The organism is Yersinia nurmii, assembly GCF_001112925.1.
Lineage (GTDB): Bacteria > Pseudomonadota > Gammaproteobacteria > Enterobacterales > Enterobacteriaceae > Yersinia > Yersinia nurmii.
The window spans coordinates 291,149-307,197 of record NZ_CPYD01000005.1 but is presented as its reverse complement, the minus strand read 5'-3'; the positions used below and the strand labels follow the sequence as shown (position 1 = coordinate 307,197).

Below are 16,049 nucleotides of genomic sequence, written 5' to 3'. Positions count from 1 at the left end.
TAGATATTTCCGTTTTTATAACGTTAACCACGGGTGTTATTAATCAATAAAAGGGTCGTTAAAAGGTGTACGAGAAACGGGCCAGAACCTGTACCGGATCAACGGGGGTTTTGTGTTCGGAAAGAATCCAGCCACGGCTGGCTTCCACATCAATTAATGAGCCTTGATAACGGAAGGTCACTCCGGCGCTGAGACCTGCGCTGCTTTGCCAGCTTTGCTGACTATGACGTGCCTGTACTCGTCCTACATCTGCCCCTAAACGTGGGGTAAAAGTGGTATTACCCACTGGAATCGTGCGAGACAGCGTATTTTGCAGATACCAACCGTTATCGCCGGAAAGGGTATTATGACTAAAGCCGCGGACTGCGCTGCGGTCAGTCAGGCTAATCCATTCCACGCCCGGTAAAGAGTTTTTGCTGTGCTGACCGTAGAACGAGTTGGTCAATTGGTACGGGTTATCAAACAGGTTGAAGCGCTGGCTTAAACTGGCGAAAACCTTGGCTTTGGTAAACTGTGCATCCGGATAACCGGCAGGTTTGCGGCCACTACTGCGCTCTGAGCCAAACCACGGCATGCCTTGCTCTACCGTGGCATTCAGGCTAAACAGGCCGCGCGGTAGAATTTGCATATGGCTGGCACCCAATTCCAGCACCGTCAGCGTTGGGCTACTGATATGTAGCTTGGATGACTCAAAATAGTTATTAACGTTTTTGTAGGTAAGTTGTGCGCTCAGTGAGTCAATCTGGTCTTGATCGCGGTGAAACACATAATCGGTACGCAGGCCGTATTGTTTTGTATTTCCGTCTAATTTAACGGTATTAATCGCTAGTTTCTGATGATTTAAATAATCAGAGAAACTGGCAAATCCGCTAAATGTCCAGGCACCGTAAGGTATGGAATACAGCATGGTGTAGGCACGGCTATAGCGCTGCTGCGGATCTTTTAATGTGCCGCTGATATTTAAGCTAACGAAGTCAGATAAACCAAATGGACTATCATAACTAGCCGATGTTCGAGCCAGCCATTTCCCGGTGTTTTTCTGGCCGTAATTATCCATACTTCCGGACAAAAGCCATGATTTGGTATGTACATTGTTCAATCGCACAATAGAACCACCGTCTTTTTTACCGGGTAAAATATCTAATTTAGTTGTATTGGATTGCAACCTGTTCGCCTGATCTAATCCTTGATCAAGCTGCGTCAGATTAAGCGGTTTTCCGACTAAATCAGGAAACAATAAATCGCTATTAACCCAGTGGTCGCCACCGGTGATTTTCTCAATAAAGCCTTCGGTAATATTAATGCCTAGTTCACCATCCTGATTAGGCTGGATAAATTGAACCCTAGCAGTAACATAACCTTTGCTTATATATAAATGCGTGATCTCGCGGGTAAGTTGATTAATATCGTTACTACTGATGCAATTTTTAGGTAGAGCAGTGAGCGATTCTAAATCACTTTTTTTAAATAGAGTAACGCCGCGTAAATAAACACCATTGATCGGTAGACACTGTGCCGACATAGGCAAAGCCATGTGGTGCATTTTAGCTTCTGAATCCAACAGCTTTTGTTTCTTTAATTGTTGGTAGCGACGTTCATCCATTATTTCATGCACGGTACGCGAGCTATCCTGCAATGCACGACGAGATTCGCTCATAGGGGAGAAGTCACCCATATTAGGCAAAGTATTCCCCTGAGCGCTGGCGCTCAAAAGCAAAAAAAACACAGAGTATCGTTTAATCATCTAATCCTATTATTAGAAACAGTCTGTTACGCCATATAAAGACGTTGGTACTGTTTCTGTCCTTTATTTAATACGTCGGGGCAAGACTACCTCTGCCCGAAAAGGTTAAATAGCAAATAACAGAGAAGCCTAAAATGGCTTGAAGCGTCAGTTCACCTTTATTTAGGTGGTCTTTATCTGCGATGTTGGCGTAGATAATTAATGACTTATTAAATGCGTGGAATGACTTAATGGAATGTCTTTTTTTAGAAGGATTAATTCCATGGTGTTTGTAAAATTTGTAAAAATTAAAAAGTAAGTATTATTATTTCTTATAAAGATTAACTTTGTTTTTACTATTAATCTTATTCTTTGCAGTCAGAAGAATCCTAACTCGTTTCTATGGGTGGATAATAGGGGAAATGGGAATAACTGACAACCCGTGCAGGGGGGAATGTGAAATTTCGTAGAGGACATTTAAGGCAAACGCGCGTAAGTTTTTGTATTTAGATCGAGAACGCACCCGAAACCTATCGAGTGCGACAGCTCTATTTAGTTGATTTATCGTTTGATACGGCTTTTTTGATTGCTCGTCCTGACCAATAACCGGCGAGGAGAGAACCGGAAAGATTGTGCCAGACGGAGAAAAGAGCCCCCGGAAGCGCAGCCAAGGGAGAGAAGTAAATTTTGCCTAATGTGGCCGCTAGCCCTGAGTTTTGCATACCAACTTCAATAGCCAATGTGCGGCAAGTTGATTCGTCAAAGCCGAATAGTTTTCCGCCCCAATAGCCACTGAGCAAGCCAATCCCGTTATGCAAAATAACGGCAAGAATCACCACGAAGCCAACAGATGCAATATGTCCCTGACTACCCGCAACTACAGCGCTGATGATGGTAAGAATGCAAACCATGGAGAGGGCGGGCAGATAGGGTTCAATACGTTTAATTGTCTTGGTAAAACAGTGATGGATAACCAATCCGGCAGCTATCGGAATGACAACGATTTGCAGGATGCTTTTCAGCATACCGATTACGTCTACGCTGATTGTGGCATCGACGTATAAACGGGTGAGTAGCGGCGTAGCGAATACGCCAACCAACGTTGAAACCGCAGAAATAGTGACAGATAAAGCCACATCACCTTTGGCCAGATAAATCATAACGTTGGATGCCGTTCCGCTGGCGACGCTGCCTACCAAAACCATCCCAGCGGAAAGATCTGGCGGCATTCGGAATAGCATTGCCAGTATCCAGGCCGTCAGCGGCATAATCAGATAATGCAAAAAAGTCGCCGCAGCGACCGGGGCAGGCCGCGAAAGCACGCGTTTAAAGTCTTCTAACCGCAGCGTTACGCCCATGGCAAACATGATTAGCATGAGTAATGGGCCAATATAGGGGCCGATTGGCGTAAAGGTGTGGGGGGTGTAATAGGCGGCGATAGACAGCAAAACCGCCCAGAGCGGGAACAAGCGAGTGACTTTGGCAAGCATAGCGATGTCCTGTTATCGGGTGATGTTGTGCAGGGAAGGTACCGGGCGGTATCCACCCGGCTGATTGTTATTATTTATTCGAACAGATTATGGTGCAGGGTTTTGACTACTTGTTCGGCATCGTCGCCGGGAACCAAGAAGCACAGATTGTTGCTGCTGGCACCGTAGCAAATCATACGAATATTGAATGGGTCTAAAACGCCGAATACTTCTTTTCCAACGCCGTAAGCCTGAGAAAGCTGATTGCCGATAATTGCCACCAGAGCCAGGTTTTCCTCGACTTCCACCCGACAGAGGGAGGAGAGCTCAGTCAGTAAAGACGTGGTCAGCAGACTTTCGCCGGTCGACGTGGATCCAGTGGTATCCAGCGTTAGCGCCACGCTGACCTCAGAAGTCGTGATCAAATCAACGGAAATATTGTGGCGCGCCAGAATATTGAAAACCTCTGCTAGAAAACCGCGAGCGTGAAGCATATTCAGGCTGTGTAAGGTCACCAGCGTTTGTTTACGACGTAATGCCAGCGCGCGGAACAGCGGCGGATTTTCGGTTTTATTGCAGACTAAAGTGCCACCGGCGGCCGGATCTTTACTCGAACCAACAAACACGGGAATATCGCTGCGAACGGCGGGCAATAAGGTGGCGGGATGTAAGACTTTAGCGCCAAAAGTCGCCATTTCAGCGGCTTCTTCAAAGGCGATTTTATCGATGCGCTGAGCCTGAGGCACCACACGCGGATCCGTCGTGTAAATGCCGGGAACGTCAGTCCAGATATCAACGCGGCTGAGGCTCAACGCTTCACCGAGTAATGCGGCGGTGTAGTCGCTGCCGCCTCGGCCTAGAGTGGTGGTGCGGCCTTTAGCTTCGCTGCCGATAAAGCCTTGGGTGACAATAATGGCTTCGGCCAGACGCGGTGCCAACTGCGCTCGAGCCAGCTCAGCCAATGCTTGAGTATCCGGTTCTGCTCGACCAAAGCGATCATTGGTGCGCATCACTTTACGCACGTCGAACCATTCAACGGCAACGTTGCGTTGGCGAATGATTTCAACGAACAGCAGCGTAGACATCAGCTCGCCGTGGCTAACCAATTCGTCCGTCAGCGCGGTGGATGTCGCTAGGCTGGCGGCTTCGGACAACATGGCGATATTTTCCAGCATGCGATCAATTTCATCACGTACTACGCTGGATTCCTTCAGGTTATCGAGAATGGCATATTGAATACGGCGAATTTCATCCAGATGAAAGGCGCGTTGTTCTGGCTCGCAACCTTCGGCAAGGGCGACCAACAGATTAGTAATACCGGCAGAGGCCGAGAGAATGACCAAGCGAACATCGGGATTAGACAGAACCACGTCAGCGCTGCGGCTCATAGCGGTAAAATCGGCGACGCTGGTTCCACCAAATTTGGCGACGATGGTAGCCTGTTGGGGTGCTGCATGAATCATCTAAAAAACCTCGTGTCAGGGATGCACCGCGCAGGGTGGTCATCTAAATACATAAGCCTTGGCACAAGGGAAGAGCGGGAGACAGGGGGCACAAGCATAAGAATTACGCTAGGGTACACCCAGAAGCGCTCCACCTTGCGAACCATTCTAAATGAACGGTTTCCGGTGACAACCCAAGGGATTCAGCCCCTGTAGTCGACGTGGTGATAGCCGAAGTCATCACGTCTCGGCGTCGCTCCCCCTCAAATGTCTTCAGCGGATTACGGCTCCTCCGACACTCTACCTGGGCGACGCACCTCTTCTGGCTTACGCAATGCTGCGTAAGTAGGTGTTTAGGAATAACGGGTTCTCGGGCCGCTGTCAACGGCGGCACAATGAGGTTTTTTCACCTGCATACTGTCGGTTTTTAGCGTATTGGGGGAATCTGTGGCGTGGCGAGGGCAATATATTGGGATTATCTGCAAAACTGCGATTTTCCCAACGATGTCACCAATTGTTAACAATAATTTTTTTTCTGATCGAGCGCTTATTCGTCAATCTTATAATAAAAAGGGAAGACGCTTGGCCTTCCCTCTGGGTGAAGTGATTTATCGGGTAATCAGCGGGTTGCCAATGAGTTATCGTCCTGTACCAAGGCTATCAGAGTACAGGGCACCGCAGGAGCCACGCCGGCACTAATTGGCTGCAAAGTGCCGTCTTCCCGCTGATAAAATAGTGGAATAATGCCCTGATGTTTCTCCAGATATTCCAGCCAGCCAAAGTTTTCACTGAGTTTGGTCGCTTTGATGGTGGCACCTTTGGCAATCAGGCTGCTTAAGCGGCCATAAGTGGCTTCTGGTGCGAACAGCACTTCGTGGCGGCGGAATCGGCTACTTTCTGCATTGGTTCGCCCTTTCTGTAGCGTTCCGGAACGAATGGCGAACACATGGTTATCGCCAAAGATGTGACCAAAATGGTACACCGCTAGCGCATTCTGGTGGCGATTGGGAGAGAGCGCCAAAACCTGCGCGGTTTCGCTCAAATCGAGATAGTTTTCAGCATGTTCTGAGTAAGCGTGACCATAATAGGCCGGAATGCCTTCCATACGCGCCAAGCGGTAATATTCCCAACTGCTATCAGTGACCAGCACGGGAAGATTCAGTTTAAGCAACGCCTGCGCCAGCATGCGTGCCACGCTATTGGCACCGACAATCAGTACGCCGCGCGGCTTCTGCTGCTGAACTCGCAGCCAGCGTGCCATCATTCCACTGGTCAGGCTTTGCAGCACGACGGTGCCGATAATAATCGCGAAAACCACCGTAACCAGCTTATCCGCTCCTTCGTAGCCATTACGCTGTAAAGTTAGGGCGAATAATGAGCTGACCGCCGCCGCGACAATACCTCGCGGAGCGATCCAGCACAGCAGCAGACGGTCGCGCCAATGGAGGCTGGATCGCCAGGTCGAAACGGCGATACACAACGGACGAGCAATAAACTGCACTACCGCCAGTAAAATCAGTAGCGGCCAACCCATGCTCCATAGAGCATGAATATCCAACCGCGCCGCTAGAATAATAAACAGAGCGGAAATCAGAATCGCAGATAATTCTTCCTTGAAAGCCAGAATATCGCTGGTATCGACATCTCGCATATTTGCCAGCCAGATGCCCATTACCGTGACGGTAAGCAGGCCGGATTCATCGGCAATAGCGTTAGAAATACCAAATGCGGCCAGCATAATTGCCAATACCGCTAGGTTTTGCAGATAGCGAGGTAGCCAGACGCGGCGCAGCGCCAATCCTAATAAATAGCCAAATAGCGCACCGGCGATGAGACCCACGGCGGCGGTAATACCCAGCGTCCAGAACAGGTGAGTGTAAGATTCGGCATTCTGTTTGAGGACAATAAATTCAAAGACCAGCAGGGTGAATATTGCTCCAACCGGGTCGATGACAATCCCTTCCCAGCGTAGCACCTGATTAATCGTAGATTTTGGGCGAACCACTCGCATTAACGGAGCAATAACCGTCGGACCGGTTACCACGGTGACGGCTCCGATTAGCGCGGCCAGCTCAGGAGGGAAATTCAGTAGCCACCAACAGGCCACACTGATAACCGAAAATGTCACCAACATTCCCACGGTAACCAGATTGCGTACCACGCCGCCCAAGCCGCGAATCTCTTCCACTCGCAGAGTTAACGCGCCTTCAAATAAAATGATGGCAACGGACAGGGAAACCAGTGGGAACAGCAAATCACCAAACAGCAAATCGGGTTGTACCCAGTGCACCAGCGGGCCAAGTACGATGCCCATCAATAACAGCGGAAGAATCGCCGGTAAACGTAATAACCAGGCGACCCACTGCGCCAATAATGAACTCAGACCAATCACCACCAACATTAGCGGGGGAGATAATTCCATAGCGACAACCTTTTTAATCTTAAGCAAAAGTGGGTATGTTTTAATCTGCCACATACCTGTGACAGTTACACAACCTCAGTAACAGGTTGTTATCCTGAAGTATAGGAACTTTGTCCTTAAAAAGGGAAAGGGGATTTTTTCTGAGCGAGAGTTATTACCTATCGCAAGAAAAGAGATCTCAATCACAGGTTAACAGGATACAATTAACGCATTCGTTTCATTATCCTTAAGCCTAGAAGAGCGTCGCTATGAAAAATGTAAATCCTAGTCAAACCGCTGCCTGGAAAGCGTTAGAACAACACTTTGAACAGATGAAAGATGTGCAAATCCGCGATCTGTTTGCCGAGGACAAGCAGCGTTTTGAGAAATTCTCTGCCACTTTTGACGACCAGATGCTGGTAGATTTTTCAAAAAACCGCATTACCACTGAAACCATGGAAAAACTCCAAGCTCTGGCAAAAGAGACCGATCTGGCCGGTGCGATTAAATCCATGTTCTCCGGTGAAAAAATTAACCGTACCGAAGATCGCGCCGTACTGCACGTTGCCCTGCGTAACCGCAGCAACACCCCGATTCTGGTCGATGGTAAAGACGTGATGCCAGAAGTGAACGCGGTGCTGGCTAAAATGAAACAGTTCTGTGACCGCGTGATCGGCGGCGAATGGAAAGGTTACACCGGTAAAGCTATTACCGACGTAGTGAACATCGGTATCGGCGGCTCAGACCTCGGCCCTTACATGGTGACCGAAGCGCTACGTCCGTACAAAAATCACCTCAATATGCATTTTGTTTCCAACGTTGACGGCACCCATATGGCCGAAGCGTTGAAACCGCTGAACCCGGAAACCACGCTGTTCCTGGTCGCATCTAAAACCTTCACTACTCAAGAAACCATGACCAATGCGCACAGCGCTCGCGACTGGTTCCTGGCAACTGCGCAGGACGAAGCGCATGTGGCAAAACACTTTGCTGCGTTGTCTACTAATGGTAAAGCCGTAGCCGAATTTGGTATTGATACCGACAATATGTTCGAGTTCTGGGACTGGGTTGGTGGCCGTTATTCACTATGGTCTGCTATCGGCTTGTCTATTGCTCTGTCCGTTGGATTCGAGAATTTCGAGCAGTTGCTGAGCGGTGCTCATGCCATGGACCGTCATTTTGCCGAAACTCCAGCAGAGAAAAACCTTCCGGTTCTGTTGGCACTGATCGGCATCTGGTACAACAATTTCTTCGGCGCAGAAACCGAAGCAATTCTGCCGTATGACCAGTATATGCATCGTTTCCCGGCTTACTTCCAGCAGGGAAACATGGAATCTAACGGTAAGTATGTGGATCGTAATGGCAATCCAGTTGATTACCAAACGGGCCCAATCATCTGGGGCGAGCCGGGCACCAACGGTCAGCATGCGTTCTACCAGTTGATTCATCAGGGCACTAAATTGGTTCCTTGTGATTTCATCGCGCCAGCTATCAGCCATAATCCGCTGAGCGACCATCACGCTAAGCTGCTGTCTAACTTCTTCGCGCAAACCGAAGCTTTGGCTTTCGGTAAATCGCTGGCAGAAGTGGAAGCCGAATTTGCCGCCGCAGGCAAAACGCCGGAGCAAGTGGCACACGTTGCTCCGTTCAAAGTCTTTGAAGGCAACCGTCCAACCAACTCCATCCTGTTGCGCGAAATGACTCCGTTTAGCTTAGGGATGTTGATTGCTCTGTATGAGCACAAAATCTTTACTCAAGGCGCTATCCTGAACATCTTCACTTTCGACCAATGGGGTGTAGAACTGGGCAAACAGCTGGCTAACCGCATTCTGCCTGAGCTGGCGGATGATGTGCCGGTAACCAGCCACGATAGTTCAACCAATGCGTTGATTAACCGTTTCAAGAACTGGCGTTAAGCTAGAGCGCTAAAGCTCATTGATCCGTGCTTATTATTGGCCTCTTACTGATGTAAGGGGCCTTTTTTCGGTCCGAAGCTGGGCCTTGTGCTAGCCTCAGACTGTTTCCTTATTTTCTCTGGGTGTATTTATGGCGAAAAATTCGCGTTCTCAATGGATAGCTAAAAATCTACAGCGTTTATTAAACGTTGGTTTGATCGCGTTGGCCGCTATTTTGGTGGTCTTTCTGATTAAAGAGACGTTTCATCTTGGGCAGGTTTTGTTTACCAACAATCAGGAAACCTCATCCTATAAATTGATCGAAGGAATAGTGATCTACTTCCTGTACTTCGAATTTATCGCGTTGATAGTGAAGTACTTTGAATCAGGTTATCACTTCCCATTACGCTATTTTATCTATATCGGAATAACCGCCATTATCCGGCTGATTATTGTCGATCACGAGAATCCTATTGATACGCTGATGTATTCGGCGTCAATTCTGCTGTTGGTGGTGACGTTATATCTGGCCAATACCGAGCGGCTAAAACGAGAGTAAACCAAGAGTAGGCATAAAAAATGGCGGCCATATAGGCCGCCATAAAGACACAGTACCAGAGGAAATTACAGCAAAGTAAGCAGTGGCATGCTTTGTAACCTACTGGTGCAGTCACCCGACACAGACACCTGCACCAGCAAAACGATTCTGGCTAACCTTTCACCCCGCCAGCGGTTAATCCGCCCACCAACCAGCGCTGTGCCAGTAGGAACACTGCGGTAATTGGAATGGCCGACAGGACTGCCGCCGCAGCGAAATCACCCCACAGATAGTTTTGTGGGTTGAGATATTGCTGCATTCCGACCGCTAGCGTGTAACTGTTCACATCTCGCAGCAATAGAGAGGCCACCGGCACTTCGGTAATGGCGGCAATAAACGATAGGATAAATACCACCGCCAGAATTGGCACCGACAACGGCAGCAGCACCAATCGGAATGCTTGCCACGGCGTCGCACCATCCAGCGCGGCGGCTTCTTCCAGCGAGTTATCGATGGTTTCAAAATAGCCTTTAATGGTCCAAACGTGCAGCGCGATGCCGCCCATATAGGCAAAAATCACGCCGCCATGGGTATTCAGTCCAATAAACGGTAAATATTGGCCGAGTCGGTCAAACAACGCATACAGCGCAACCAGTGACAATACCGCAGGGAACATCTGAAAAATCAGCATCCCTTTCAATAGGCTACTTTTTCCTTTGAAACGCATACGAGCAAAGGCATAGGCGCAGGTGGTGGAAAGAGTGACAATACCGGCGGCGGTAATCACTGCGATCTTAATGGAGTTCCACAACCACAACATTACGGGGAATGGCGGCGGCGTCACGCTGCCATCGGCGTGAGTCACGCTCATCCCCAATGCCAGCTTCCAGTGCTCCCACGAGATCTGGTCGGGAATCAGGCTGCCGGTAGCAAAATTACCAGGTCGCAGTGAAATGGCAATAACCATCAATAACGGGAACATAATCAGCGCGATAAAGCAGAGCATCAGAAAATGGGTGCCCAATAGACGCAAACGCTGGGATTTAGGTTGAACCATGGCCATCTGCATCTCCTCCTTAATCAAAATTCATTTTGCTGGCTTTCAGATTCAGTATCGCTAACGCGCCTACCAATATGAAAATCAGGGTGGCAATTGCCGCCGCGAGGCCGAAGTCCTGCCCGCCGCCGCCTTCAAAGGCGATTCGGTAGGTGTAGTTGACCAGCAAGTCCGTGTACCCCGCAGGCGTCGTGGTGCCGATCATGTCCGGGCCGCCGTTAGTTAATAACTGAATCAATACGAAGTTGTTAAAGTTAAAGGCAAAACTAGCGATCATCAGGGGCGTGAGCGGTTTTATCAGCAGTGGGAAGGTGATTTTGGTGAAGTTCTGCCACGGCCCGGCGCCGTCCATTGCGGAAGCCTCGTATAAATCGTCAGGGATGGCTTTCAATAATCCCATGCATAGAATCATCATGTAGGGATAACCCAGCCAAGTATTGACGATTAAAATCATGCTCTTGGCGGTCAGAGGATCGTTAAACCACGCCGGTTTGATACCAAACAGATGGCTCAGCATCAGGTTGATTTCACCGAAGCTTTGGTTGAATAACCCTTTGAAAATCAAAATGGAGATAAAGGAGGGTACCGCATAGGGCAGAATCAGCATCACTCGGTAAATTGCTTTGCCTTTCAATGCGTCCCATTGCACGACGCATGCCAGTACCATGCCCACGGCGACGGTAAAGGTCACGCTCAGAACCGAGAAAATAATGGTCCAGATAAAGATTGAGATAAACGGTTTTTGGATGCCTTCATCGTGCAGCACGCGCAGGAAGTTTTTCCAGCCAATAGTGACGGTAAAGCCGGGGCTGAGTTTTTCATTTTCCCACTGACCATCGGCGTTGACGGCTTGATAAAAGCCTTCTGCAATATTGGGTCGGTAAATAACGCCTGTTTGCTTATTAATCAGCTCTTTGCCGTCTGCACCAAGCGCATACAGCGGGCTGGTTCCGGCGAATTGGCGCAGTGAACTCATGCGCAGTTCGCCGCCATCAGGCAATACCGCAACCAATTGGTTTAGCGCCTGACGGTTTTGGGTAATCACTCGCAAAGAGGCGCGTTCACCCTGAGCTTCAGCGTTGGCCGGAGCGACGTTAATTCGCTGCTCGCTCAGCCCATCGAGGCTGAAAGGCTCAGATATCAAAGGTTGATCGCTATCCGGCGTGGTGAGTTGTAAACGCCATTGATCGCCCGCAGGATAGAGGCCGAAGCCGTAGGTTTTTCCGGTCTGGAACTGACGATCCATTAATACGGATTGCGCCCGCTCAAAGGTTAACTGGTTGGTACTGCTGTAATTGGTAAAGGCAATGGCGATGGTACAAATCAGCGGGAACAGGACGAATAGCCCCATACCGGCCACGCCGGGGTAAACATAGCGCCAAGCATAGGCGCGACGATTGGCAAACACGTACAGCCCAAGACTAACCAGAATCAGCGTCACTATGGCAAAAAGATATTCACCTTGCGCATACATTAATATGATCAGATAGCAGGTAAACAGGCTGATAAGGCCAATCGCCAGCCACTTCAGCGCATCACTCTGCCACCAGGCGACTTTCTTTTTGCGTCCATAATTTTCGGTTTGGGATAACTGCATAACGGGTCCCTTTTGTGACTATTTGGCCATTCTGTGGCGACTACAGCACTGCGATCTGACGTGAAGAATTTATCAGGGCACGGACTCCGTGCCCCTTTAACGAGCAGAGCCGTTACTTGGTAATACGAGCCGCGGCATCGTTCAATGCGGCTTCTACAGTTTGGCGACCATTGATTGCGTTCAATACCGCGCTGCGAGTGGCATACCAGAATGCACTCATCTGCGGGATATTCGGCATGATTTCGCCTTTAGTGGCGTTATCCATGGTGGCGGCAATCTTCGGATCTTTCGCCAGTTGCTCCTGGAAGGATTTCAGTGCCACGGCGCCCAGCGGCTTGTCTTTATTGACTTCAGCCAAGCCTTGGTCGGTCAACAGGTAGTTTTCCAGGAATTCAGTGGCTAACTCTTTATTCGGGCTGGCGGCGTTGATACCGGCACTTAATACTCCGACGAAAGGTTTAGACGGCTGGCCGTGGAAAGTCGGTAATAGCGTGACGCCGTAGTTGATTTTACTCTTGTCGATATTTGACCATGCCCACGGGCCGTTGATGGTCATCGCGGTTTGGCCTTTGTTAAAAGCGGCTTCTGCGATGGAGTAGTCAGTATCGGCATTGATATGCTTGTTTTTCACCAGATCGACGATGAATTGTAGGCCAGCTTTGGCTCCGGCATTGTTAACGCCGACGTCTTTCACGTTATAGATGCCGTTTTCAAACTTGAAGGCATAACCGCCGTCAGCGGCAATAACCGGCCAGGTGAAGTAGGGTTCTTGCAGGTTCCACATGATGGCACTTTTGCCTTTGGCCCGCAGTTCTTTATCCAGCGCGGGGATTTCTTCCCAAGTTTTCGGCGCGTCTTTAATAATGTCTTTGTTATAAATCAGCGACAGCGCTTCCACCGCGATTGGGTAAGCGATCAGCTTACCGTTGAAACGCACCGCGTCCCAAGTGAATGGGAACAGTTTGTCTTGGAAGGCTTTGGATGGATGGACTTCGGCCAGCAGGCCGGATTGCGCGTAGCCGCCGAAACGGTCGTGAGCCCAGAAGATAATGTCAGGACCGTCGCCAGTGGCCGCAACCTGCGGGAATTTCTCTTCCAGTTTATCTGGATGTTCGATAGTGACTTTAATACCAGTATCTTTCTCGAATTTTTTACCCACTTCTGCCAGACCGTTATAGCCTTTATCGCCATTGATCCAGATAACCAGCTTACCTTCTTCAATTTTGGCAAAAGCGGAAGAGGAAAGTACCAGCGTGGTCAGCGCGGAAAGCGCCAGGACTCGAGCGGTCTTACCAACGCCAGACTTCATGAAACTGTGAGTCATAATCCAATCCTTTTATCCAATTTTGTGGGCACCGACTTTCGTGTGAATCAATAGCCGCTTATCGGGTAGCTGTGAGTCACAGTGCGAGGTGGCAGCGACAGCGTCATAATGTGGGTGCGCTGCAATTTAGTACGCTGTCATATTGGGTCACAACCGGACACAGTCTCATCCTCCCCCCTTCTACGCCCCCGACAAGGTTATTGTGACCCAGTTAACACTGCTGCCTATTCTGTGGGGTTAGCCACAAAAATACCGGTCGAAATTTGTAAGCAGGATCACGAATTTGTCTTTCGGTGGGAACTTTCGCTTACCCCCTTACCTCTCTCATCCTCCCATCTCCTCCCCCATGAAAAACTTTGTTACGGATGATTACCAAATTGCGGCACTCCCGCAGTATCAACAGCATCAATTTTAACCACTGTTTGCAGGGCCAGGACTATGTTGCCAGCGCGTGCCGTTCCTCATCCTACGTTGTATCGGGTTCACCCGATCAGTTTCCGTGACGGAAACGGCGACGGTATGGGGGATTATCGCGGCCTGTTAGGAGCACTGACTTATCTGAATGCCTTATCGATTGATGGGCTGGTGGTGCCACAGGATATGCAACCCTGCGAGCAGACGGCCCAGCGGTTAGCTGAGCAAGGTCTGGCTGTGTGGATTAACCCACAGACCAAGACAGGCTCTGAGGCGTTACAGCAACCGCTATTGCAAGGCGCCTTGGCTCAGCAGGTAGTGCCCTTCAGTTCGGAAAAACTGGTGGCGGTATTGGCCGAGCGTCGAGCCACGCTTTCTCAGTCCGTGTGGAGCACCGGCGACGCTGAGCGGCCAAGGGTGGTGAGCAACTGGGGGCAGGGAGATCTTCGTTCCGCGGACGCTTTTCTTACCTTGCTGGCGCTATTGCCCGCACCTATAGCTCTGTACCAAGGGGAAGAGCTGGGCTTGCCTCATGCCGCCTCGCTACAGGAACCTCAAGGTGCACAGACGCCGATGCCGTGGCATGAAGCGCCAGAGCAGGCGACGGCCGGAGAAATTCATTGGTATCAGCGTGTGGCCATTGAACATCGCGCTATGGCCATCAGCCGCCAGCAGCAGGATCCTGATTCCACCCTACGCTTCTGCCAAACCTTGCTGGCTCTACGCCGTCAGTCGGTAATTCAACAAGGGCAACTGGCTGAAATCAGCCAGCAGAATGGCGTAATCAGATTATTTATTACCCAGCAAGATCAATGTGTTGAGGCGCTGATTAATTTGCAGCCTTATACTCAGACGGCGACGCCGTCCGAGGCAACCTTGCCAGTGGCATGGCGGCACGGCGCGCAGAGAGAAAGTCATCAGAGTGCTGGGAGTCATCGCTGGGTTATGCCGGGTTTTGCTTCCGCCATTTTTCTTCAATCGGATTCACATGAAAAAGTTGTTTGCGCAAGCAAAGGAGTAACGCATGGCTAACGTAACGCTAAGCGGCGTTTATAAGGCCTTTGGTGAGGTCGTGATCTCCAAAGACGTCAATCTGGAGATCGAAGATGGTGAATTTGTAGTGTTTGTCGGTCCGTCAGGCTGTGGGAAATCAACGCTATTGCGCATGATTGCCGGTCTTGAGGATATCACCGCAGGCGAGCTGTTGATCGGCGGTAAACGGATGAATGAAGTACCGCCCGCAGAACGCGGGATCGGCATGGTATTCCAGTCTTACGCACTCTATCCCCATCTGTCGGTGGCGGAAAACATGTCTTTTGGCCTGAAGCTGGCCGGTGCCAAAAAAACTGAAATTAACCAGCGAGTCAATCAGGTTGCTGAAGTGCTGCAACTGGCGCACCTATTGGATCGTCGACCAAAAGCCTTGTCCGGTGGGCAACGTCAGCGAGTCGCTATTGGTCGTACGCTGGTGGCTGAACCGGACGTGTTCCTGTTGGACGAACCCTTATCCAACCTGGACGCCGCGCTGCGGGTGCAGATGCGCATTGAGATTTCCCGACTTCACAAGCGCCTGCAACGCACCATGATTTACGTTACGCACGATCAGGTCGAAGCCATGACGCTGGCAGATAAAATTGTGGTGTTAGATGCCGGTAATGTGGCGCAGGTGGGTAAACCGCTGGAGCTATATCACTATCCGGCCAACCGCTTTGTCGCCGGTTTTATCGGCTCGCCAAAAATGAATTTCCTTCCAGTGAAAGTGACCGCCGTTGAGCCTCGTCAGGTACAAATTGAGCTACCGAACCGCCAGTTGGTCTGGCTACCGGTGGAAGGCGATCGTGTTCAGGTCGGCGCCAATATGTCGCTGGGTATTCGACCTGAGCATCTGCTGCCAAGTAGCGAATCGGAAGTCACGCTGGAAGGCCCGATTCAGGTAGTAGAGCAACTGGGCAATGAAACACAGATTCATATCCAAATCCCCGCAATACGTCAGAACCTGGTTTACCGCCAGAACGACGTGGTGCTGGTAGAAGAAGGTGCAACATTCGCCATCGGGCTGCCGCCTTATCGCTGTCATCTGTTCCGTGAAGATGGTTCTGCGTGTAAACGGTTGCATCAAGAACCGGGCGTCTACTGACAGTGAATGTAAAGCACGCACGCCGTTAGGCAAATTAAACAGGAGATTTCTG

At 50.0% G+C, this 16,049-nt stretch carries 11 protein-coding genes and 1 riboswitch; of the genes, 4 read left to right on the top strand and 7 right to left on the bottom strand.

Going from position 1 to position 16,049, the window contains the following annotated elements:
- Positions 1-58: 58 nt before the first annotated feature.
- The 4 genes from AD970_RS09020 to AD970_RS09005 form a co-directional block, all read right to left on the bottom strand.
- The gene (locus AD970_RS09020; protein WP_049598077.1) at positions 59-1,744 is read right to left on the bottom strand and encodes a ShlB/FhaC/HecB family hemolysin secretion/activation protein; all 1,686 of its coding nucleotides are present in this window, start codon (positions 1,742-1,744) and stop codon (positions 59-61) included.
- A 527-nt stretch (positions 1,745-2,271) separates the two neighbouring features.
- The gene (gene panS / locus AD970_RS09015) at positions 2,272-3,213 is read right to left on the bottom strand and encodes a ketopantoate/pantoate/pantothenate transporter PanS (RefSeq protein ID WP_049598074.1); all 942 of its coding nucleotides are present in this window, start codon (positions 3,211-3,213) and stop codon (positions 2,272-2,274) included.
- Between the two features lie 74 nt (positions 3,214-3,287).
- On the bottom strand, positions 3,288-4,655 hold the full coding sequence (gene lysC / locus AD970_RS09010; protein ID WP_049598073.1) for a lysine-sensitive aspartokinase 3: 1,368 nt from the start codon (positions 4,653-4,655) through the stop codon (positions 3,288-3,290).
- 115 nt (positions 4,656-4,770) lie between these two features.
- Positions 4,771-4,964: riboswitch (Lysine riboswitch) on the bottom strand.
- Positions 4,965-5,253: 289 nt separating this feature from the next.
- Positions 5,254-7,056: a cation:proton antiporter gene (locus AD970_RS09005; RefSeq protein ID WP_049598071.1), complete on the bottom strand. Its 1,803-nt coding sequence runs from the start codon at positions 7,054-7,056 to the stop codon at positions 5,254-5,256.
- Between the two features lie 248 nt (positions 7,057-7,304).
- Between AD970_RS09005 and pgi the strand changes: the two genes are divergently transcribed.
- Positions 7,305-8,951 carry a glucose-6-phosphate isomerase gene (pgi, locus tag AD970_RS09000; protein ID WP_049598070.1) on the top strand — a complete coding sequence of 549 codons (1,647 nt, stop codon included), beginning with the start codon at positions 7,305-7,307 and terminating at the stop codon, positions 8,949-8,951.
- A 130-nt stretch (positions 8,952-9,081) separates the two neighbouring features.
- Positions 9,082-9,489 (top strand): phosphate-starvation-inducible protein PsiE, encoded by a 408-nt coding sequence (psiE, locus tag AD970_RS08995; RefSeq protein ID WP_049598068.1) that lies wholly within the window; start codon positions 9,082-9,084, stop codon positions 9,487-9,489.
- 151 nt (positions 9,490-9,640) lie between these two features.
- On the opposite strand, the gene malG is transcribed toward psiE, so the two are convergent.
- The 3 genes from malG to malE form a co-directional block, all read right to left on the bottom strand.
- The gene (gene malG / locus AD970_RS08990) at positions 9,641-10,531 is read right to left on the bottom strand and encodes a maltose ABC transporter permease MalG (RefSeq protein ID WP_049598118.1); all 891 of its coding nucleotides are present in this window, start codon (positions 10,529-10,531) and stop codon (positions 9,641-9,643) included.
- Positions 10,532-10,544: 13 nt separating this feature from the next.
- Positions 10,545-12,122 carry a maltose ABC transporter permease MalF gene (gene malF, locus AD970_RS08985; RefSeq protein ID WP_049598066.1) on the bottom strand — a complete coding sequence of 526 codons (1,578 nt, stop codon included), beginning with the start codon at positions 12,120-12,122 and terminating at the stop codon, positions 10,545-10,547.
- A gap of 112 nt (positions 12,123-12,234) precedes the next feature.
- On the bottom strand, positions 12,235-13,446 hold the full coding sequence (gene malE / locus AD970_RS08980; RefSeq protein WP_049598064.1) for a maltose/maltodextrin ABC transporter substrate-binding protein MalE: 1,212 nt from the start codon (positions 13,444-13,446) through the stop codon (positions 12,235-12,237).
- Between the two features lie 438 nt (positions 13,447-13,884).
- On the opposite strand from malE, the gene AD970_RS20545 reads away from it, so the two are divergent.
- Positions 13,885-14,892 (top strand): alpha-amylase family glycosyl hydrolase, encoded by a 1,008-nt coding sequence (locus AD970_RS20545; RefSeq protein ID WP_157045489.1) that lies wholly within the window; start codon positions 13,885-13,887, stop codon positions 14,890-14,892.
- Complete coding sequence (gene malK / locus AD970_RS08970; RefSeq protein ID WP_049598063.1) at positions 14,885-15,997, top strand: maltose/maltodextrin ABC transporter ATP-binding protein MalK; 1,113 nt, start codon at positions 14,885-14,887, stop codon at positions 15,995-15,997. The genes AD970_RS20545 and malK overlap by 8 nt, the downstream gene beginning before the upstream one ends.
- Positions 15,998-16,049: the final 52 nt, after the last annotated feature.